The 20,770-nt window shown below is 69.7% G+C and carries 17 protein-coding genes and 2 pseudogenes; 14 read left to right on the forward strand and 5 right to left on the reverse strand.

Annotated elements, in window-relative coordinates; translation table 11 throughout:
• Window positions 1–269: 269 nt before the first annotated feature.
• Together A6P39_RS35190 and A6P39_RS35195 are read left to right on the forward strand one after the other, a co-directional pair.
• Window positions 270–1,604, forward strand: a complete 1,335-nt coding sequence (locus tag A6P39_RS35190; protein ID WP_079133657.1) for a PP2C family protein-serine/threonine phosphatase — start codon at window positions 270–272, stop codon at window positions 1,602–1,604.
• Window positions 1,605–1,712: 108 nt separating this feature from the next.
• Window positions 1,713–2,948 carry a PP2C family protein-serine/threonine phosphatase gene (locus A6P39_RS35195; protein WP_107304461.1) on the forward strand — a complete coding sequence of 412 codons (1,236 nt, stop codon included), beginning with the start codon at window positions 1,713–1,715 and terminating at the stop codon, window positions 2,946–2,948.
• Window positions 2,949–3,140: 192 nt separating this feature from the next.
• On the opposite strand, the pseudogene A6P39_RS35200 reads toward A6P39_RS35195, so the two are convergent.
• Window positions 3,141–3,266, reverse strand: a pseudogene (locus tag A6P39_RS35200) (DUF6233 domain-containing protein); the annotation flags it as partial.
• 508 nt (window positions 3,267–3,774) lie between these two features.
• On the opposite strand from A6P39_RS35200, the gene A6P39_RS35205 reads away from it, so the two are divergent.
• Both A6P39_RS35205 and A6P39_RS35210 read left to right on the forward strand, forming a co-directional pair.
• Window positions 3,775–4,872, forward strand: a complete 1,098-nt coding sequence (locus A6P39_RS35205) for an IS110 family transposase (RefSeq protein ID WP_067052305.1) — start codon at window positions 3,775–3,777, stop codon at window positions 4,870–4,872.
• 364 nt (window positions 4,873–5,236) lie between these two features.
• Window positions 5,237–6,067, forward strand: coding sequence for a hypothetical protein (locus A6P39_RS35210; protein WP_234379128.1), 831 nt, complete (start codon window positions 5,237–5,239; stop codon window positions 6,065–6,067).
• A gap of 253 nt (window positions 6,068–6,320) precedes the next feature.
• Here the strand turns inward: A6P39_RS35210 and A6P39_RS35215 are convergent, their stop codons facing one another.
• Window positions 6,321–7,079 carry an SDR family oxidoreductase gene (locus tag A6P39_RS35215; protein ID WP_067052303.1) on the reverse strand — a complete coding sequence of 253 codons (759 nt, stop codon included), beginning with the start codon at window positions 7,077–7,079 and terminating at the stop codon, window positions 6,321–6,323.
• Window positions 7,080–7,205: 126 nt separating this feature from the next.
• Entirely contained in the window at window positions 7,206–7,367 is a 162-nt protein-coding gene (locus A6P39_RS35220; protein ID WP_159396151.1) for a hypothetical protein, read from the reverse strand.
• 902 nt (window positions 7,368–8,269) lie between these two features.
• On the opposite strand from A6P39_RS35220, the gene A6P39_RS35225 reads away from it, so the two are divergent.
• The 6 genes from A6P39_RS35225 (at window position 8,270) to A6P39_RS35250 (ending at window position 13,313) form a co-directional block, all read left to right on the forward strand.
• Window positions 8,270–8,404: a hypothetical protein gene (locus tag A6P39_RS35225; protein ID WP_267893365.1), complete on the forward strand. Its 135-nt coding sequence runs from the start codon at window positions 8,270–8,272 to the stop codon at window positions 8,402–8,404.
• Window positions 8,405–8,710: 306 nt separating this feature from the next.
• Window positions 8,711–9,361 carry a hypothetical protein gene (locus A6P39_RS35230; RefSeq protein WP_067052299.1) on the forward strand — a complete coding sequence of 217 codons (651 nt, stop codon included), beginning with the start codon at window positions 8,711–8,713 and terminating at the stop codon, window positions 9,359–9,361.
• 179 nt (window positions 9,362–9,540) lie between these two features.
• On the forward strand, window positions 9,541–10,155 hold the full coding sequence (locus A6P39_RS35235) for a sigma-70 family RNA polymerase sigma factor (RefSeq protein ID WP_067052297.1): 615 nt from the start codon (window positions 9,541–9,543) through the stop codon (window positions 10,153–10,155).
• Window positions 10,156–10,348: 193 nt separating this feature from the next.
• Window positions 10,349–11,428, forward strand: coding sequence for an ABC transporter substrate-binding protein (locus A6P39_RS35240; protein WP_067052295.1), 1,080 nt, complete (start codon window positions 10,349–10,351; stop codon window positions 11,426–11,428).
• A 2-nt stretch (window positions 11,429–11,430) separates the two neighbouring features.
• Complete coding sequence (locus tag A6P39_RS35245) at window positions 11,431–12,501, forward strand: FecCD family ABC transporter permease (RefSeq protein ID WP_067052293.1); 1,071 nt, start codon at window positions 11,431–11,433, stop codon at window positions 12,499–12,501.
• Window positions 12,498–13,313: an ABC transporter ATP-binding protein gene (locus A6P39_RS35250; protein WP_067052291.1), complete on the forward strand. Its 816-nt coding sequence runs from the start codon at window positions 12,498–12,500 to the stop codon at window positions 13,311–13,313. Before A6P39_RS35245 ends, A6P39_RS35250 begins: the two co-directional genes overlap by 4 nt.
• 57 nt (window positions 13,314–13,370) lie before the next feature.
• Here the strand turns inward: A6P39_RS35250 and A6P39_RS35255 are convergent, their stop codons facing one another.
• Complete coding sequence (locus tag A6P39_RS35255; protein ID WP_067052288.1) at window positions 13,371–13,586, reverse strand: heavy-metal-associated domain-containing protein; 216 nt, start codon at window positions 13,584–13,586, stop codon at window positions 13,371–13,373.
• A 290-nt stretch (window positions 13,587–13,876) separates the two neighbouring features.
• Here A6P39_RS35255 and A6P39_RS35260 point away from each other — a divergent pair, with 290 nt between their 5' ends.
• From A6P39_RS35260 to A6P39_RS35275, 4 genes are all read left to right on the forward strand, one after another.
• Window positions 13,877–15,295, forward strand: coding sequence for an MFS transporter (locus tag A6P39_RS35260; RefSeq protein ID WP_067052286.1), 1,419 nt, complete (start codon window positions 13,877–13,879; stop codon window positions 15,293–15,295).
• Window positions 15,296–15,311: 16 nt separating this feature from the next.
• Window positions 15,312–17,138, forward strand: a complete 1,827-nt coding sequence (gene asnB / locus A6P39_RS35265) for an asparagine synthase (glutamine-hydrolyzing) (protein ID WP_067052284.1) — start codon at window positions 15,312–15,314, stop codon at window positions 17,136–17,138.
• Window positions 17,139–17,149: 11 nt separating this feature from the next.
• Window positions 17,150–18,412, forward strand: a complete 1,263-nt coding sequence (locus tag A6P39_RS35270) for a cytochrome P450 family protein (protein WP_067052282.1) — start codon at window positions 17,150–17,152, stop codon at window positions 18,410–18,412.
• A gap of 140 nt (window positions 18,413–18,552) precedes the next feature.
• Window positions 18,553–19,491 carry an L-tyrosine/L-tryptophan isonitrile synthase family protein gene (locus A6P39_RS35275; RefSeq protein WP_067052280.1) on the forward strand — a complete coding sequence of 313 codons (939 nt, stop codon included), beginning with the start codon at window positions 18,553–18,555 and terminating at the stop codon, window positions 19,489–19,491.
• Window positions 19,492–19,525: 34 nt separating this feature from the next.
• Here A6P39_RS35275 and A6P39_RS35280 read toward each other — a convergent pair.
• Window positions 19,526–20,463, reverse strand: a pseudogene (locus A6P39_RS35280) (HoxN/HupN/NixA family nickel/cobalt transporter); the annotation flags it as partial.
• Between the last annotated feature and the right edge of the window lie 307 nt (window positions 20,464–20,770).

A 20,770-nucleotide genomic window follows, 5' to 3' on the forward strand; every position in this document is an offset into this window, starting at 1 on the left:
CCGAGACCTGACCCACGACGGGGGCCGGAGGCGTCCAGAGGGTGTCCGACAGGCCGTGCGACGTCCGCATGCTGCGATCGTAGAGCGAGAGCCGGCCGGACCGGCCGATCAGAACGCTCGGTAACACGCCGGAAGCAGGAGACTCGGCCCCGGGGAGACCGTAAGGACATGCCCGGGCCCCTGCCGTATACGGACGCGGTGCACTGCCCGGGGAGTGGTTTCCCAGGGCGGAAGCGGCCGTAGAGCCCCCAGGCGGGTAGGTGGTCGCCATGGACGAGGATGACGCGGACGCGGCGCTGCGAGCGGCGCTCGACCAGCTGGCGTTCGCCACCCGGAGCGCGGCGGCGCTGTCGAGCACGCTGGACGCGGTCGAGGGGCTCAGGCGGGTGTGCCGCGTGCTGGTGCCGGGACTGGCCGACTGGTCCGCGGCCGATCTGGTGGACGAGGACGGCGTCGTCGAGCGGGTCTGTTTCTCACACCGTGACCCCAACGCGGCCCTGACCGGCCTGACGGGACCGTTGCCGCCGGTGCCGGAGACGGCGACAGGCCCGCTGTCCCGGGTGCTTCGCGGCGCCGGCCCGCTGCTGTTGTCGGCCGGGCGGCTGCCGACCGCGCAGGAGGCGTCCGATCCGCTGCACACGGCAACCATGCAACCGTTCGCGCGACTCGGGGGAGACTCCGTGATCGTGGCACCCTTGCGGGCACGCGGGAGAGTGCTGGGTGCGCTGACCCTGGTCAGGGGCGAGGGACACCCGCCGTGGGGCGAGGCGGACCTGGCGCTGGTCGAGGACCTGACCCACCGCATCGCGCTGGCCCTCGACAACGCCAGGCTCTACGCCGAGACCCAGGCCGTCGCCGAGCGCCTCCAGCGCTCTCTGCTGCCGGACCTGCCCGTCGTACCGGGTCTGCGCATCACCGCCCGCTACTCCCCGGCGCTCGCCACCGCGCAGATCGGCGGTGACTGGTACGACAGCTTCGTCCTGCCGGAAAGCGGTGACACCACTTTGATCATCGGCGACGTCACCGGCCACGATCTGCGTGCCGCCGTGACCATGAGCCAGATCCGGAACATGCTGCGTGGCATCGCCTGCGACCGCCGGGAGCCGCCCGGCATGATCCTGCGCCGCTTGGACGTCGCAGTCGACGCCCTCTACGGCCACCGCACCGCCACCTGTGTGTACGCGCTGCTCAAGGGTCAGGAAGGAGGGCCGTACCAGCTGGAATGGGCGAGTGCCGGACATCCGCCACCCCTGCTGGTCACCGCGGACGGCGGCACCACCTACCTCTGGGAAGCACACGGCCTGCTGCTGGGCGTCGACCCGCACGCCGAACGGCCCAGTGCCGGCCTGCCCCTGCCCGAGGGCAGCACCCTGCTGTTGTACACGGACGGCTTGATCGAACGGCGCGGCGAATCCATGGATCACGGCATGACCCGGCTCCGGCAGCGCGCTGCCGCCCTGGTCGGCCAGGACATCGACGAGCTGAGCGACGAGCTGATGAACGGACTCGCGCCCTGCTCGCCTTGCGACTGCCACGGCCGGGCGACGGCGGCTCGCCCTGAGGCCACGCAATGCAGGCCGTACGCGATGATCCTGCGACCGTGACACCTAGGTGTGCGCGCCGGCAAGGAGACAACGCAAGAGCCCGGATCATGTACGGGCGGCCTGCCGAGTAGCGAGGAGGGGTGGGGGGTTGTGGAAGGGACTGCGGTCGTGAGTGGTGGACAGAGTGGGCTCACCCGATTGCTGACGGCAGCGGAGACAGCGGCGCCGGCGGACGCCGTCGACGTGATCGCGGAGGACCTGCTGCGGCGTTTCGAGGCCACGAAGGTCTCTTTCCTCATCGTGGACCTGACGGGGAAGGCCGTGGCTCGGCTGTCCACCGCCCCCACTCGGGGTGGGCGGCAGGCCGAGCGGATTCCCCTGATCGGCAGCGTCTACGAGGAGGTGATCCGTACCCAGCGCCTGTATCAGGACGCGACCGGCGAGGGGCAGCGGGTGATCGTGCCCGTCACCAACCGGGGGGATGCGATCGGGCTGCTGGAACTGCTCCTGCCGACCGGCCCTGGCGAGGACGTGCTCGACGCAGTCGGGGAAGCCGCCCACATCCTGGCCTACATCGTGATCGCCAACGGCCGCTTCACCGATCTCTACACCTGGGGCAAACGCTCCAAGCCCCCCACCCTGGCAGCTGAAATCCAGTACCAGCTGCTGCCCCTGTCACTGTCGTGCGAGGCCGCACAGTTCACCCTGTGCGGGAACCTGGAGCCCTCCGAGGACCTCAGCGGCGACACCTTCGACTACACCGTGGACCGCGACACCTTGCACGTGTCGGTGACCGATCCCATGGGCCACGACATGGATTCCGCCCTGGCCGCCACGGTCCTGGTGGGCGCCCTGCGCGGGGCCCGCCGGGCGGGCACTGGCCTGGCCGAACAGGCCCACCGGGCAGACCAGGCACTGATCGAACACGGCCACGGTCATGCCACCGGGCAGCTCCTGCGCATCAATCTCCATACCGGGCGGGCCCGGCTCGTCAACGCCGGTCATCCCTGGCCGCTGCGCATGCGCAACGGGGCTGTGGAGACGATCACCTGCGAGGTGGACCATCCCTTCGGGCTGTCTGAGCTGACTCCCCACCCGTACCGTGTGCAGGACCTCGACCTGCGGCCCGGTGACCGTCTGCTCATGTTCACCGACGGCATGCTCGAACGTCACGGAGAGAAGGTCGACCTGCCCGCCCTGCTGGCGCGCACCCGGAATTTGCACCCGAGGGAGACCGTGCTGGCGCTGACGTCCGCGGTCCGGGACGCCGCCGACGGCCGGCTCGAAGACGATGCCACCGCCGTCTGCCTGGACTGGCACGGCCCCCAGGAGACCCAGCGGCACGTCAGCGCCGGCGCAGACACCCGGCAAGCCTCAGCCGCACGCACGAAGGACCAGTCGTGACCTAGGTGAACGGTGCCAACGCGAATGAGACATCACGAGGTGTCTGGAGAACCGTCCCACTTCTCCTCGGCGGCCCACCCATCGGGCGGCGCCGGGTCGGAGACGGGGGCCGCGAGCATCGGGTCCGGCAGCGCCCACATGCGCCATGCCTTCCACGCGGGCGCCCCTTCGTGCGGTGCTGCTGGTTCCCCGTTACTCGAGTAGGCCGAGTTCCGTATCCGGTCCGCAGTGGATGCACGGCGCCACGTTCTGCCGCAGGGCATCCAGCGCCTGTTCCCGACTGACCGGCCGACACCGGCCGCTCCTGGCCGCCGCCCAGCACTCGCCGGTGCTCTTGCCGAGTTGCTAGGCCGTCTCTTTGGCAGCCCGCTCCATGACTTGCGGACAACCGTGCACCAGAATGAGGGCTCGAAGCCGTTCGTGCGATGGCTGATGGAGGGCGACCAGTAAGGCGGGTCACAGGCTGTCCGTCATTGCCGGTCGCGAGTGGGCGGGGAGTCAACTCATTCTCAGCCTGCTCCGGCCAGGTTGGGCGCCGGTTCGGACGAAACCATCCGGCCGTGGTCGGGTCGTGCCGTTGCGCTGGGATCGATGGGACGGTTGTGCAGTGCCGTCCCGGACGGGGGTCTGACTCTTGAGATCTTTGACCGAAGTGTCCAGTCACGGACTTGTCGACTGTCGTTGCGGGATGGCGTCTGCTGTCACCGAGCCACGGGGCGTGTCCCTATAGGGGCCTTGCCGAGTTCCAGGCGCCATCACGGTTCAGACCGCCCGAGCGGGCCGGTGCCATCCACTCGGCGTGTCACCCCGCGGGAGGCGAACCACCATGACGACCAGACAGCGCAGCACCTCCTCCAGTACGGATCCTCCCGTGCGGAGAGAGGTCGTGCTCGGCGTGGACACGCACGGTGAGGTGCACGTCGCCGCCGTGGTGTCCCCGCTGGGCAAGATCCTGGGCACCGAGTCCTTTCCGGCGACGGTGGCCGGCTACCGGCGGCTGCTCGTGTGGGCCCGCAAGCGGGGGACGGTGCGCCGGGCCGGTGTAGAGGGCACCGGCACCTTCGGCGCGGGCCTGTCCCGCTACCTGCTGGCGCAGCAGGTCGAGGTATACGAGGTGAACCGCCCCGACCGCTCGGCCCGCCGGTTGCTGGGGAAGTCGGATCCGCTCGATGCGCAGGCCGCCGCGCGGGCAGTGCTCAGTGGCCGCGCCCGGGCCCGGGCCAAGTCCGGCGACGGTCCGGTGCACAGCGCCCGGATCTTCAAGCTCGCCAAGGACTCCGTGGTCAAGGCCCGTACCCAGGCGATCAACCAGCTCAAAGCCGTCCTGGTCATCGCCGACCCCGCCCTTCGGGAACGACTGTCCGGACTGGGCAACCGCGAGCTGTTCCGCACCTGCGCACGCCTCGGCCCAGGCGCCGGCGAGGACGGCGAGAACGCGGTGGCCCAGGCCACCCACACGACCCTGAGAATGCTCGCCGAGCGCATCGAACAGCTCACCGGGCAGATCAATGAGCTGAACCAACGCCTGACCCAGCTCGTCGAACACCACGCCCCACAGCTACTCGTACCGGTGGGCATCGGCCCGGACAGCGCAGTCACCTTGCTGATCACCATGGGAGACAACCCCGAGCGGCTGAACACTGAGGCATCCTTTGCTGCCCTTTGCGGAGTCAGCCCCGTCGAGTATTCGTCGGGCCGTCGGAGCACGCGCCGGCTCAACTACGGCGGCGACCGCCAGGCAAACGCCGCCCTGCACCGCATCGTGTTCACCCGCCTGCGCCACGACCCGCGCACCCAGGCGTACTACGAACGCCGCACCCAGGAGGGCAAGACCCGCCGTGAGATCATCCGATGCCTCAAGCGGTATGCCGCCCGCGAGGTCTTCAACCTGGTCAGAACGGTATCCAGCGTTCCCCCGTTATAGGGGCGTCTGTGAGAGAGGCGTTCGACGGCAAGCCCCTACAGCCGCTGCCGGAGGGCGCTTCCGCGCGGGTGTGCTGCGGCTCCAGCGTCGGCACCGTTGCCCTCGGGTTCTACTCCACCGAGCACTCGACGCCAGGGCGCAGTGATGACACACGTCTTACGGCAAATCCGGCCGGAACCTTTGGCGACCCAACGCCATAGCCTTCGCCCCTGCAAAGTCGAACGCCTCTGGAGGTTTCTGAGGCGATGTCTGCACCCGCCGAGGCGGCGCACGGGCTTCCCGGCCGCGGGCTGTTGATGGTCGCGCAAGCCTGCCAACATCCCCTTGTTCCGGTTGCGGAGATCGGGGGTCTCGCGAGGCGTCGGTGCAGAGCAATGATCAGCGGCTGCTGGAGCGCATCTTGGAGGACCAGCATCGTAAGCTCGCGCCGGACAAGAGCCGGGACGACTTCTTCACGTTCTTCGCCGCGGACAAGGCTCTGCAGGACTGGGACCTGGACAACGACGAGATCACGGACGGCATCGTCGACGGCGCGCACGACTGCGTAATTGACGGTATCTGGACGTTCGTGGACGAGCGCTACATCACCGCCAACGCGAATCAGTTCCTTCCGTCACGTGCTGGCAAGATCGAGCTGGTCATCGTGCAGGCGAAGAACTCGTCGGGTTACCAGGAGTCTGTGATCGAGAAGCTCACTTCCATCTTCCGGCTCTGCTGGATATGGGCCGGGAGGAGGAGGATCTCGGTTCCGCACACCAACGCCGAACTGCTTGAGCGTACGCGCCGCTTCTTGCACGTCCCCGAGGAACTGGCGTCTTCCTTCCTGCAGGTTCACATCAAGGTGATCTACGCGAACAAGTCGGCAGAGACGCCGCACCCCAACGTAAAGGCCAAGGGTGACCGGCTCAGGCGGGAGCTTTCGAAGATCACGTCTGATACGCGGGCCGACTTGGAGTACCTCAACGCTGTTGACTTGCGCGAGCGGACTGCCCGTGGAGCCAAAGCCGTCGCACAACTGGTGTTCATCGAAACACCGATGAGCACGTTGCTCGGCGAGGGATACGTGTGTCTGGCGCGGCTGGATGAGTACTACCGCTTCATCACGTCCGACAACGAGGCGTTGCGCCTGGAGTTGTTCGAGGCGAACGTGCGCGACTACGCGGGATCCACCGCCGTCGACAACGCCATCCGGTGAGACCCTGAGATCCGGTATCGGCGAGGCCTTCTGGTTGTTCAACAACGGTGTGGTCACAGCCACTCGTTGATGGCTGCGACGAGGACGGTCGCTTACTCGTCGCCCACGACGTGCGGAGGGTAGTCATTCCCGGCACCGGCCACTGAGTGGCCGACGAAGCCCCCAGGAAGTACTCGCGGCACTGATGACGTTGTTGGTCCCGTCCCGTGATCAAGTCCGGAGCACACAAATCCGGGCCACCGCGATGCGCGGCTCAGCCGACGAGCTGCTGGCCTCCGTCGATGTCGTAGGTCGCGCCGGTGAGTGCGGTGTTGGTCATGATGTGCACGGCGAGCGCCGCCACGTCCTCTGGTACGACTACGCGGCCGATCGGCAGCGTGGCGCGCAGTTCCTCGCGGCGGGCGTCGAGCGCGTCGCCGAGCAGCCGGGCCGACAACGGCGTGTCCACGAAGCCGGCGGCGATCAGGTTCACCCGGACCGGCGCGAGCTCGAGTGCGAGACTGGCCGTGAACGCGGGCATCGCGGCGGTGACCGCGGGGGCGACACCCAGAGCGGACCGGATCCGGCGGGCTCCCGTGCCGCCCATGAGCAGCAGCGTGCCGCCCGGCCGTACGGTGCCGGCGCAGTGGCGCGCGACCTCGAGGGCGAGCACCATGTGGTCGCTGATGGCCCGGCGCGCCTGGGCGGCATCCATGTCCAGGAGGCGGCCGTAGGACGGGCCGCCCGCGGTGACCATCACGTGGTCGATCGGCCGTGGCAGCTGCTGGTAGAACCGTTCGAGTTGCTCCGGGTCATGGGCGTCGAAGGCGGCGGTGCTGAGGGCGTCGGCCTCCTTGGCGGCGGTGTGCAGGCGTTCGGGGTCCCGTCCGGTGAGGACGACGCCGGCGCCCTGGGTACGGGCGAGCCGTGCGGTCGCCAGCCCGATGCCCGCGCTCCCGCCGATGACGACGAGGGTCTGCCCGTGCAGGGCCTGGTCGCGGGATCCATAACCCGCAGTCGGCTCAACCGTCATGATTCCTCCCGCGCTGTGGTCTTGCCTACGTTGTCCTGAAGACTGATCCAGCACCTCGTCGAGCTGCCGCAGGAACCAGGCGGTGATCCTCTGCGAGCAGCCCCGCCGGACCTGGCCGGCACCTCCTCACCGTTCGACGGGTTGCGACGCAGCGTGCTCGACCTGCCCTGTGCGCTGGTCGGTGAGGACTTCGGCCCGGTCGTTCGCCAGTGCCTCCATGGTCTGCTCCGCGACGTCTTCCGTACTTGTCTCCGGCGCGCCCGTGAAGGAGCTGAGATCCGTCTCCACGAAACGGCGTGGACACCGATCACGAGTGCTCCCGCAGTGCTTCCGACATCGCGCCCGTCCAGGCCGCCGGGCTGCTGGAGGCCGCATCCCCGGGAAGCCCGGCTAGGAGACCAAGGAGGCGGCCGACAGCATGTTGATCAGTGCGGTGCTGCCGTTGCCCGACAGGACGGGAACGAAGGCCCCGGAGACGGTCCAGGCGGCGATGTAGTTGGTCCCCATCGCGCTCCTTCCTTCAGCCGCCTGCCGATCAGAGAGGGTCGACCCGGCGATGGGAGGCTTTGAACCGGACCGCGTCCTGGCGCCCCCAGGTGCTCGCGCGACTCTCACCAAAGGCGATTCACGACCAGAAGGCCGGCCCTCGATCCCCACCTTCTTTCGGGCCGCGCCGGGACGGCAGGTCGTCGCGTACGCAGATTGCCCACACAAGAAGTCCTCTCCACAATCAGCGTGCATCGAATGCCACAACGACGCATGTGAGACGACGCCCGGCCGCAGGACTCCCGTGTCACGTTCAGCGACCGTTCCACGCGGAGCACCTCCGAGGTTGTACGAGGGCTTTCCGGAGCACTGGCGCAGGCGCTGACCCGCTTGAAAACAATGGAGGGCCTGGAGCGGGAGCGTCAGCGCCGCTGGGTCGGTCTGCCGGTGGGTGGAGAGCGCGCCGTACACCACGGGCTCTCTTCCCGGAGCCAGAGCCTGGGACACTTGGGCGCCGCCAGGGCCCTCCAGGTCGGCCGGAACCGGCAGGCGGTGGGCATTGCCCAGACGCTTGGCAGGCGGGAGTGCCCGTGGTCATGCCGGTACTGCGGGCCCCAGGTGAAGTGGAAGACGGAGCGGCGTAGGCGCCAGGCGAAGATTTCGCTGCGGGGCATGCACTCCAGGCGGGTGTATAACCGATAGGTATGGGCGCGGAGCGTGTGCCGGTGGTGGACATCCATTCCCCGCCGGACGTCCACCTGGGCCCCTTGCTGGTGATCGCGCCGGCCCTGGCCGGGCCGCGCCTCTCTGCGGGCGCGGACTGGGTGGCAGGAGGGTGACCTGGTGTCGTTCACACTGCACTTCGAGCGCAGCGTGCCGGTCAAGTCGATCGCGGTGGTGATCCGCTCCGCCGACGGAGCCTCCTGATCAGCAGCCCCTCCGGGGGTAACTCGGCCTTGACGGGGTCACTGTCGCCGAAAACCTTCGGACGGAAAGTGCTTCCCGGGGAGAAGTCGGGTAGGAACCCTCGCCAGTTCCGGCGCGGCGTCGTGGTATGGATCACAGGCTGGGTATTGAGTGTGGTGCCCGGTGGATTTCCGTACCCGCGCATGACGGCCGAAGCCCGGATGCGAGGATGAGGCGCCATGACAGCAGGGTGGTGTGCTCGCACGATACGGGCCGCGGTGTTCGCGGCCATGTGCGTGCTGCTCGCCGCCCTGGGCCACGTCCTGATGTCCGGGAGCGACGTACCCGCGTGGGCGATGGCCGCCGGCGGGGCCGTGGCCGGTGCCGTCGGCTGGTGTCTGGCGGGGCGTGAACGCGGCCTGCCGTTGATCGTGACGGCCGTGGTCGCCGCCCAAGCCGTGCTGCACGAGGCGTTCTCCTACGCGCAATCGGCATCCGGCGGTTCGGCCCCCGCGGACGTGAGCGGCATGGGCTCCATGGACATGGGGCACATGGACATGAGTCACATGGACCACATGAGCCAGATGGGGCACATGGGGCACTCCATGGGCGGCGGCTCGTCGTCGTTCGGCATGCTCGCCGCTCACCTGCTCGCCGCGGTGCTGTGTGGTCTGTGGCTGGCTTACGGCGAGAGGGCCACCTTCCGGATCCTGCGGGCGGTGGCCGGATGGCTGGCGGCGCCGCTGCGGCTCCTGTTCGCCTCGCCCCTCACCCCGGACCGCCCGCGCGTCCGCCTGCGGCGCCGACGCTCGGACCGGGCGCCGCGTCTCCTCCTTCTCGTCCACGCGATCACTTCTCGGGGTCCGCCGGTGGGAACGGCTGTCGTCTGAAGACAGCTGGTTTCCCGAGGCTGCCGGGCTGCCCGTGTGTGCTTCGGGCCACGGCCGTACGACCGCACAGGTGCTGTCGCGCCACAGCGACGTCGTAGGGCCGTCTCTCTCACTTTCGCCGGACCGCGCGCTGTGACGCGCCCTGGTCCGGATCACGGTTGACCCGAGAAGGACACCAGGTGATTACCTCTGCCCTGCCCACGTCGCGCGCCAAGAGCTACCAGCCGGCAGCGCCCGACGAATCGATCACCGCATGGGCGTTGGCCGCCCGAGGCGGTGACGCGGACGCGGTCGAGCAGTTCGTGGGCGCTCTGCACCGCGACGTCCAGCGCTACGTCGCCCACCTTTGCGGCGATCCCCAGGCTGCGGACGATCTGGCCCAGGACACGTTCCTGCGGGCGCTCGGCAGCCTGCACCGGTTCGAGGGGCGTTCCTCGGCCCGGGCCTGGCTGCTGTCCATTGCCCGCCGCGCGGTGATCGACAGCTACCGGTACGCCGCCGCCCGGCCGCGTCAGTCGGACGTACCGGACTGGCGTGCAGCCATTGAGCTGGCTCAGCCGTGCGACCTGCCCGGTTTCGACGACGGCATCGCACTGCTCGATCTGCTGGCTTCGCTGCCCGATGACCGTCGGGAGGCGTTCATCCTCACGCAGCTGCTCGGCCTGCCCTACGCGGAGGCCGCGGAGGTCAGCGACTGCCCGGTCGGCACGGTCCGCTCCCGCGTGGCCCGCGCCCGGGCGGCCCTGATGGACCTGCTCGACGAGGCGGAGAGGCCCGCCGCACTGGCGGCCTGACGCTCCGGGAGGGTGTCGGTGCCGACTGTGGAATTCCCGGCACCGACACCCTCGTCAGCACCTGGGAACGGTTCTCCTGAGCCGTGTCGCCAACTTTTCGGGAACTGGCGGGAACTCGCGTGGTGTTCGCTCCGACTTCTGGAGCGGGTGACGGAGGTTCGCCCGCGTACCGAGTGGATCCGGGAGTTGTTCGATGCGTTCTCGTGTGTGGGGCTCTGCGGCGGCCGTCGTGCTCGGCGGCCTGCTGGCGGCGGGCTGCGGCGGCGGGGAGAAGGACACGGGGAGCGAGAGCGCGGGGAAGGCCAAGGACTCCGTCTCGGGCGCCTACCCGGTGTCCGTCACCGACTGCATGGGCGCCAAGACCACCTTCTCCGCCGCGCCGAAGAAGATCGTCACCAGCAACGCCTCCAGCCTGGAGCTGCTGCTGCGCCTCGGTGCCGGCGACAAGGTGATCGGCACCGGCTTCCCGCCCGGCAAGGGCACCCTGCCCGGCACCCTCGACACGCAGGCGCAGCAGGTGAAGGTGCTCAGCCAGAGCGTCATCCCCAAGGAGAAGCTGCTCGGCTCCGGCGCCGACCTGTACATCGACACCTTCGCCTCCATGGGCAGCATGGGCGGCGGAGGGATGGGGGACGCGCCGACGCCGGCGGAGTTCCAGGCCGCCGGGATCAAGCACATCTACCTGAAGTCCACCGCGTGCGCGGCACAGAGCAAGAGCCCGGTGAACGACCTGTCCGCGGTGGAGGCCGACATCATCTCTCTCGGCGCGGTCACCGGCACGAGCGCACGGGCGAAGGAACTCGTCGCCGGGATGAAGGAGAAGGTGGACGCCGTCCAGAAGGCGGTCGGCGGCACGGCGGAGAGCAAGCGGCCGACGTACTTCTTCTTCGACTACGACGCCGGCACCAAGCAGCCTTCCGTCACCTGCAACCGCCAGGTCGCCAACGCGGTGATCACCCTGGCCGGGGCCCGCAACGTCTTCGCCGACTGCGACGGCGACTACAAGCAGGTCGGCTGGGAGGACGTGATCGCCAAGAACCCGGACTGGATCCAGCTCGGGGTCCGCAACCGGGGCAGCGAGGCGGCGAACAAGAAGGCGTTCGACGAGGCCGAACAGTGGCTGAAGTCCAATCCGGCGACCAAGGGCCTCAAGGCAGTGAAGGAAGGCCACCTCCTGCGCGTCGGCTCCGAGCAGACGACCATCGCGGGAGTCGAGAACGCCGACACGGTCGATGAGATCGCCAAGGTCCTCTACCCGGGCAAGGTCGGCTGACCATGTCCTCCACGCTGGTGCGCCGGAAAGCCTCAGCTTCGGAAGAGCGCAGTGTGCCCGCGACACCGCTGGCAGTGGTCCTCGCGGTGGTGTTGCTGGCCGCGCTGACGGCCGCGGTGGCCTGGGGCTCGACGTCCATCCCGCCCGGCGAGGTGTGGGGCGTGGTGTGGCGAAGACTGTCCGGTGAGGCGCCGCGGCCGGGCACGAACGACCTGATCGTGTGGCAACTTCGCGTTCCGCGCGCCCTGCTCGCCGCTCTCGTCGGCGCCGGGCTCGGTGTCGTCGGTACGGCCGTACAGGCGCTGGTGCGCAACCCGCTGGCCGACCCGTACCTGCTGGGCATCTCCAACGGGGCCTCCCTCGGTGCGGTCGCCGCGATCGTGCTCGGGGTCGGGGCGGGCGGGGCGCTGGGGCTGGGCCTGTCCGGCGCGGCCTTCGCCGGTGCGCTGGCCACCTTTGCACTGGTGTGGGCGGTGGCCCGGCGCGGCGGGGGCTTCGCACCGCTGCGCCTGGTGCTCGCCGGAGTGGCGATCGGCCAGTTCCTCTCCGGCTTCACCAGCTACCTGGTGCTGCAGGCCGGAGACGAGCAGCAGACCCACAGCGTGCTGTTCTGGCTCATGGGCAGCCTCAGCGGAGCGAACTGGCAGATGCTCGCGGTCCCTGCCCTCGCCGTGCCCATCGCTCTGCTCTGGCTGCAGGCGCGCGCCCGCGGACTGAACGCCCTGCTGATGGGCGACGAGACGGCGGCCGGCCTCGGCATCGACGTCACCCGCCTGCGCCGCGAACTCTTCACCGTCACCAGCATGCTGACCGGCGTCCTGGTCGCCGTCTCCGGCGCGATCGCCTTCGTCGCCCTGATGGTGCCGCACGTCTGCCGCCTGGTCGTCGGCGGCGATCACCGGCGCCTGCTGCCGCTCTCGGCCCTGTTCGGGGCGGTGCTGCTGGTGGTGGTCGACATCGTCTGCCGTACGGCCATGGACACACAGGAGCTGCCGGTGGGCGTGGTCACTTCGCTGCTCGGGGCTCCGGCCCTGCTGTATCTGCTGGACCGGCGCCTGGGGAGCGGCAGTTGAGGATCGACATCGAGGACCTGCACGTCGCCTACGCCGGCCGTACGGTCGTCGCGGGCGCCCGTCTGATTGCGGCCGAGGGTGAGATCACCGGCCTGGTCGGGCCGAACGGCAGCGGCAAGTCCACGCTCTTGCGCACCGTCTACCGGCACCTGAAGCCCACCGCCGGGCGCGTACTTCTGGCCGGCACCGATCTGCGCGAGCTGAGCCCGGTCGAGTCGGCGCGGCACGTGGCCGCTCTCCCGCAGGAGCGGGGGAGCGACTTCGAGCTGAGCGTGCGCGAGGTCGTCGCCATGGGCCGCACCCCCTACAAGCGGGCCTTCGCCGGTGAGGACGCCGCCGACCGGGACATCGTCGCCCGTGCCTTGGCCGACGTCGGCATGGACGAACAGGCGGGCCGCCGGTTCACGGCTCTGTCCGGGGGCGAGCGCCAACGCGTCCTGCTCGCAAGGGCCTTCGCCCAGAGTCCCGACGTCCTGGTCCTCGACGAGCCGACCAACCACCTCGACATCCGCCACCAGGTCGAACTGCTCGCCCTGCTCCGCGCCCAGCGCCGTACGACGCTGGTGTCGCTGCACGACCTCAACGCGGCTGCCTCCGTCTGCGACCGCCTCCACGTCCTGCACGCCGGATCGGTCGTCGCCTCCGGCCCGCCCCGCGAGGTGCTCACGCCCGCCCTGATGGCGGAGGTGTTCGGGGTGCGGGCGGCCGTGGTCGACCACCCCCTCACCGGGGATCCCTTGATCGCCTTCGACCACCGGGCACCCGCCGACGCGGAGCCGGCTGTGGCAGTGGAGACGCACACCAGTGCCTGAACACGGTGGGGAAGGACGGCGGGGGTGGTGCCGTCCTTCCTGGTCTGCGGGTTCCGGTCAGGCGGCGGCCGGGTCCGCGATGCCGTACCCGGCCTCGACGATCGCGGCGCGCAGCCGTTCGTCTTCGAGTTCCGTGCCGTGCACGGTGACGGCGTTGGCGCAGAGGTCGACCACGACCTCGCTCACCCCGGGCACCTCGGAGACCTCTTCCCTGATACTCGCCGCGCAGTGCTCGCAGCTCATTCCGGTGACGTTGTACTGCTTCTGGGCCATGGCGCAACTCCTGGAAGCTGATGGGGGGTTCGGCGTGACGTACGTTCGCGTGAACGCGGATGTTCAGGCTGTCGCCGTCACCTCAGTAGTCGGATGAGCCGAGCCTGAAGTTCCGCCGTGAGCAAGCTGATTCCGATGCTCCTCGTGGGGCTCAACTGGCCGACGGGGCTACTTCCAGCCTTCCCGCCACGATTTTTGGGACAGGTCCGGGAACTCACGTGCGATCCCTTCCGACTTGTGGGACGAGGCTGCCTTCCGGCAGCCCGCCCACGAAGGTGAGGGGCGGAAAGGTGACAGACCACAGACCCGGTTCGGAACAGCCGGGGCACATACCCGACGGCTCTGCCGGCGAGGACCGCTGGCTGCTGGTGGCCGTGGCGGGCATGCTCTCGTTCGTGGCGATGCTCGACATGAACATCGTCAACGTGGCTCTCGCGGACATCGCCGACGGCCTGCACGTCTCCGCCGCGACCGCCCAGTGGGCCGTGCTCGGCTACCAGCTTCCCGTCGTGGCACTGCTGTTGCCCGTCGGCCGCTGGCTGGACGGCGTGGGAATGCGCTTGGCCGTACTCGTGGCGACCGCCGGCTTCGCCCTGTGCAGCGCGCTGGCGGCCGCCGCTCCCTGGGCTGCCTGGCTGATCGCCGCCCGCATCGCGCAGGGCGCGTTCGGCGCGGTGCTGTTCGTGCTGATGCCAGTCCTCGCGATCCGCTCCGTACGGACCGAGAGGCGAGGGCGGGCGATGAGCGTGCCCGCGACCCTGGGCCCGCTCGGGGCGGTGACCGGGCCGGCCGTGGGCGGGTTGCTCCTGGACCATCTGGGCTGGCACGCCGTCTTCCTCGTCAAGATCCCCTTCTGTGCGCTCGCCCTGGTCGTGGCCTGGTGCGCGATGCCCTCGGACGGCGCCCTGCGCCGGCCCGATCGGCGCTCGGCAGCAGACGCCCTCCTGGTGGCCACCGGTGTAGCGGCCCTGCTGCTGGCGCTGACCCTGGCCTCGGACCGTCCGGCGTGGCTGGTGCTCGCGCTCGCGGCGGTCCCGCCGCTGTGGTGGTGGCTGCGCGGTCCGGGCGGGCGTCCGGTGACCGGCGTGCTGCGTGTCGCGGGACTGTTCCGGGCACACGGGGCGGTACTGGCGCTGGCGGCCGGCTTCGCGGCCATGCACTACGTCGTCGCCCTGCACCTCCAGCGCGACGACGGCGTCAGTGCCACGACCACCGGGCTCACCGTGCTCGCCTTCCCGCTCGGTATGGGTCTGGCCGGACCGCTCGGCGGACGCCTCGCCGACCGGTACGGTGCCCGGCCGACAGCGGTCACCGGCGCTGCCTTCACCGCCGCCGGTCTGGTTCTCCTCGTTCCGCTGGGCGGCGACTGGTCACCGCTGGACGTCGCCTGGCGGCTGGCGCTGGCCGGCATCGGCATGGGCCTGAACGGCGGCCCGGCCCAGGCCCTGGTCATGGGCGCCGCCCCACGGGAGTGGACCGCGACCGTTGGCTCGACCGTCCAGTTCGCCCGCAGCCTCGGTTTCACCCTGGGCCCGGCCCTGGCCACCGCAGCCTGGGGCCTTGCCGGACCTTCCAGCGGCGTGCACGCCGCCCTCGCCATGGCCGCCACCGCCGCCTGCCTCGCCGTACCTCTGCTGGCACTGCCCGCCCGACGCCCGGCCACCGGGCCGGAGAAGACCACCGACGCGGCGTCCGCCGCCCATCGTTGAGCAAGGAGTCACCCGTATGTGCGGAATCACCGGCTGGGCGAGCTTCCACCACGACGCCCGCACCCAGGTCCCGGTCATCGCGGCCATGACCGCCACCCTCACGCGCCGCGGCCCCGATGCCGGAGGCGTCTGGTTGGGCGAGCGTGCCGCGATCGGCCATCGCCGCCTGGCCGTCATCGACCTCGAGGGCGGCGTGCAGCCGATGGCCGACCGTCCCGAGCAGCCGGACATCGTGCTCACCTACAGCGGCGAGGTGTACAACCACCACGAACTGCGGACCGAGCTGCGTGGCAGGGGCCATGTCTTCCGCACCCGCAGTGACACCGAGGTGGTGCTGCGCGCCTACGCGGAGTGGGGCGAGGACGTCGCCGACCACCTGGAGGGCATGTTCGCGTTCGCGGTCTGGGACGAGCGGGCGCAGCGGCTGCTGCTGGTGCGTGACCGGCTCGGCGTGAAGCCGCTGTTCTGGGCGGCCGTCGACGGCGGTGTGGCCTTCGCCTCCGAGCCCAAGGCCCTGTTCGCCCACCCCGAGATACGGCCCCGCGTGGACGCGGACGGGCTGCGGGAGGCGTACAGCCTGCTGTTCAACACCGGGCCGACGGTGTGGTCCGGGGTACGGGAGGTCGAGCCCGGCGGGCTGCTGGTCCTCGACCGGCATGGCGTCCTCGAGCGCCGCTACTGGCAGCTTGAGGCCAGGGACCACAGCGACGACCAGGACACCACGGTGGAGCGGGTCCGTTCGCTGGTAAGCGCGGCGGCCCGAAGCCAGCTCGAGGCCGACGTCCCACTGTGCAGCCTGCTCTCCGGCGGCATCGACTCCACCGTCCTGACCGCGCTGCTCGCCGACGAACTACGGCTGCGAGAGGGGACGGAGGCGAGGATCCGCTCGTACGCCGTCGACTACAGCGACCAGGCCGAACAGTTCACGGGCGACGTCCTGCGCACCGGCCACGACACCCCGTACGCCATCGAGGCCGGCGCATTCATCGGCACCGACCACAGCACCGTCGTCCTCGACCCGCGTGCTCTGCTCGACCCCGAGCACCGCAAGGCGGTCGTCGTGGCGCGTGACTCGCCGATCGGTGTGGGCGACATGGACACCTCGCTGTACCTGCTGTTCGGCGAGATACGGCGGCACTCCGCCGTCGCCCTGTCCGGCGAAGCTGCCGACGAGGTCTTCGGCGGCTACCCCTGGTTCCACAACCCCAAGGCGCTCAGCGCCGAGACCTTCCCGTGGCTGTTGGTAACCGGCGACGAGGCCGCCATGCCTCTCAACCCCGAACTCGACCTCCGCATCGGGGAGTTCCGCGATGACACGTATCGCAGCGCGCTGGCCGCCGTACCGCACCTCGACGGTGAGAGTCCCGCCGAGCACCGGCAGCGCGAGATGCAGCACCTGTCCCTGACCCGTTGGCTGCGCCAGCTCCTGCACCGCAAGGACAGGCTGAGCATGGCTCAGGGGCTGGAGGTGCGGGTGCCGTACTGCGACCACCGGCTCGTCGAGTACGCCTTCTCCACGCCCTGGGCGCTGAAGAGCTTCGACGGCCGTGTGAAGAGCCTGCTCCGCGCCATCGGCACGGGCCTCGCCCCGGACTCGGTGCTGTACCGGCCCAAGAACCACTACCCGGCCACCCACCACCCCGACTACAACCGCGGCCTGCAGGACATGGCCCGCGACGCGCTCGCCACCGAACAGGTCCGGGTCCTCGCCGACGAGACCCGGATCAAGCCCTGCCTCGACACCCCACCCCACCGGCTGGAGTGGGGCCACCGCCTGCGCCTCGAACGCGTCGTCGACCTTGCCCTGTGGCTGGACCACCACCGCCCCGAACTCGCCCTCTGAGGAGCCTCCGCATGACCATCCAGGAGCCGATGCCCGGCACCGATCCGGACGTCCTGCCCGATCCGGTCCCGCTGATGGGCTGCCCCTACAAGGCCGACCCCTACCCCCTGTACGAGCAGATGCGCGAGGCCGGCCCGGTCCACCGCGTCCTCTTCCCCAGCGGCGTCCAAGCCTGGCTCGTCACCGGCTACGACGCCGCCCACGCCGCGCTGAACGACGAGCGCCTGGGCAAGAACCACGACCGCGGCAACGACCGCTGGCGCGCCCGCGCCTCGATCATGCCCGAGCCCCAGCACTCCCAGCTCCAGGTCCACCTCCTGCACCAGGATCCGCCCAAGCACACGCGCATGCGCCGCTTCGTCACCGACGCCTTCACCCCACGCCGGATCGACAGCCTGCGCCCCCGCTTCCAGGAACTGGCGGATGCTCTGATCGACGCCCTGCCCGAGTCCGGCCCGGCCGACCTCGTCACCGGCTTCGCCGCCCACTTCCCCTTCCAGGTCCTCGCCGAAGTCATCGGCCTTCCGCAGGAGCTCGCGGCCCGCTTCGACCGCGACTGGGGCAAGGTCGTCCAACCGGTCGGCCCCACCGACCCAGGACGCCCGCTGTATGAGGCGCGTCTGCACGGCCTGCAGAGCTACATCGCCGACGTCGTCGCCCACAAGCGCGAACACTGGGACGACGACCTGCTCAGCCGTCTCGTCGTGGCCCGCGACCGCCGTGAGCTGTCCCAGGAAGAGCTGGACTCCATGATCTTCCAGCTCCTCGTCGCGGGTCAGGAACCGGTCACCAACCAGATCATCACGGCTCTGATCGCTCTCTTCCGCAACCCGGACCAGCTGGCCCGGCTGCGCGACGAACCGGACGTACTGCCCCGCGCGGTGGAGGAACTCCTCCGCTACGACAGCGCCTTCGAACTCACCACCTGGCGCTTCTTCGACAAGGACAGCGACCTGCACGGCACCGAGGTCCCGGCCGGCGACTCCGTGATCGTCTCCCTGTGCGCCGCCAACCGCGACCCGCGCCGTTTCCCCGACCCCGACGTCCTCGACTTCGACCGCAGCCCCAACCCCCACCTCGCCTTCGGCCACGGCATTCACTTCTGCCCCGGCGCGGCCCTCGCCCGCGCCGAACTCCAGATCGCCCTGGGCGCCCTGCTCACCCGGCTGCCCGGCCTACATCTCGCCATCAAAGTCGAGGACATCGAGTGGATCCCCGCCGTCCTCGGTCGCGGCACCAACAGCCTGCCCGTCGGCTACGACCGACGCCTCTGACACCGACGTACCGCTGACCGTGTCCGGCCACACCGGCCGGACCGGTCTCGGCTGACCCAAACCCGCTGCCCACTGGCGCCTGGCGTGCATTCCCGCCACGGCGCCATGTCGACATGCCCTCGTACTCCAGGAGGAACGACATGCCCCTGACGATCCCGTCAGACGCCCTCCCCACCCGCATCGGCACCGAGATCCTCAACCTGCTCCTGCCGCATCACCGTACGACCGATCGCGCTCCCGTTCCCGCCCCTGCGGAAGCGTTCCCTCATCAGTTGCGCCGCATCACCGACTTCGTACACGAGGGCGCCCCGGTCGCCTTCACCCTGCCTGCCTTCCCCTGCAAGTCCCCCAACCCCGCCAAGGTCCTCGGCCACCTCCCCGACCATGGCGAACGCCTCTCCCTCACCTTCCTGAACACCCTGTGCACCGAGATCGAGCGGGTCTACCCGCCCGGCGCTCGGGTGATCATCTGTTCCGACGGCCACGTCTTCGGTGACCTCATCCACGTCCCCGACCACCACATCGACGCGTACGCCGACGACCTGCGAATACAGATAGCCCGACTGGGCCTGGACAGACTGTCCGTCTTCGACCTGCGTGACATCCTCGGCGACCTCCCGCACGACACGAAACGCGCCCGCGTCCACGACCGCTACGCCCCCACCCTGGACGCACTGCGTGCCGAGGTCCGTGCCGACGACCAGGCCCTCGCCCTCTACCGGGGCATCACGCGCTTCCTCGTCGAGGACACCGCCGACTGGACCGGCACCCGCTCCGCCCTGCAGCGCGCATGCCGGCAACGGGCCTACGGCGTCATCCAGCGCAGCCGCGCCTGGGGCGACCTGATCGCCGAGCACCACCCCCACGCCGTACGCCTCTCGATCCACCCGCAACCCGTCGGCGCCCCGAAATTCGGCATCCGCCTCCTCGACGCCTCCGACGCCTGGACCACCCCCTGGCACTCCGCCGCACTCCACCGCGCCGACGGCACCTGGACGCTCGTGCCCCGGGCGACGGCGGCCCGGCTGGGCCGTCTGATCCAACAGGACGGCAGGCCCAGCCACTTCGTCCACAACTGATCAGGCCGGGGTTACGGCGACGGCCACAGTGCCGTCAGCCGGTGTCCGCGGCGCGGGCGCTCCAGTGCTCCTCGACCTTGGCCAGGCGCCAGTGGGCGATGGCTACGGCCCAGACGACCACGAACAGACCGATGACGACGTAGCCGACGTTGTCCAGGTCCAGGCCCCGAGATCCAGCCGGTGACGTCATCGTCGAGGCCGAGCTTGTCGTGCAGGACGCCGACCAGTTCGATCGTGCCGATGAAGAAGGCCACCGCGATGGACAGGCCGGTGATGGTGAGGTTGTAGAACACCTTGCGCACCGGGTTGGAGAACGCCCAGTGGTAGGCGAAGTTCATGAACGTGCCGTCGAGTGTGTCGAACAGGCATACCGCCGCGAAGAGCAGGGGCAGGCGCAGAACCGCGCACCAGGGCAGGCCGGCGGCGGCGCCGTTTCCGGCCAGGGCGAGGAGCAGAACCTCGGACGAGGTGTCGAAGCCGATGCCGAAGACGAAGCCAAGAGGGAACATCTGCCCCGGTCGGAGGATCGGCTTGGTGAACCGGCCCAGGAGGCGGTTCTGAAGCCGCCCGAGTCCAGGTGCGCTTCCAGCTCCGCTTTGTCGTAGCGTCCGGCGCGCATGGCCTTAAAGACGCGGATGATGCCGAACAGGGCGACGAGGTTGAGGGCGGCGATCAGGTACAGGAAGCCGCCGGAGACCGTGATGCCGATGGTGCCGAGGACTTGATGGGTTCGGGAGCCGTCGTTCATCAAGGTGCCGGCAAGCTTCGCGCCCCCGGCGACCAGCGCCCCCATGACGACGACCACGCTGGAGTGCCCGAGCGCGAACCAGCAGCCCACTGACACGGGCCGCTTGCCGTCGGCCATGAGCTTGCGGGTGGTGTTGTCGATCGCGGTGATGTAGTCGGCGTCGAAGGTGTGCCGCATGCCGAGGCCGTGATGCCCAGGCCGATCCCGAACGCCTTGGAACCAATGCTCCGCAGGGCCACAAGCCGTTCGTCAATGCCGGTCATGAATAAGCGAGTAGTCAGCACGGTGTCAGCCCGTCAAAGCCAGGTTGGGCGCCGGTTCGTTCGAAGCCATCCGGCAGTGATCGAGCCACGACGTTATGCCGGGATCGATGGGACGGTTGCACAGTGCCGTCCCGGACGGGGTCTGACTCATGAGATCTATGACCGACGTGTCCAGTCACAGGCTTGTCGACTGTCGTTGCGGGATGGCGACTGCTGGTACCGAGCCACAGGGCGTGTCCCAATAGGGGCGACCGCTAGCGGAGGCGGT

Source organism: Streptomyces sp. FXJ1.172 (assembly GCF_001636945.3).
Lineage (GTDB): Bacteria > Actinomycetota > Actinomycetes > Streptomycetales > Streptomycetaceae > Streptomyces.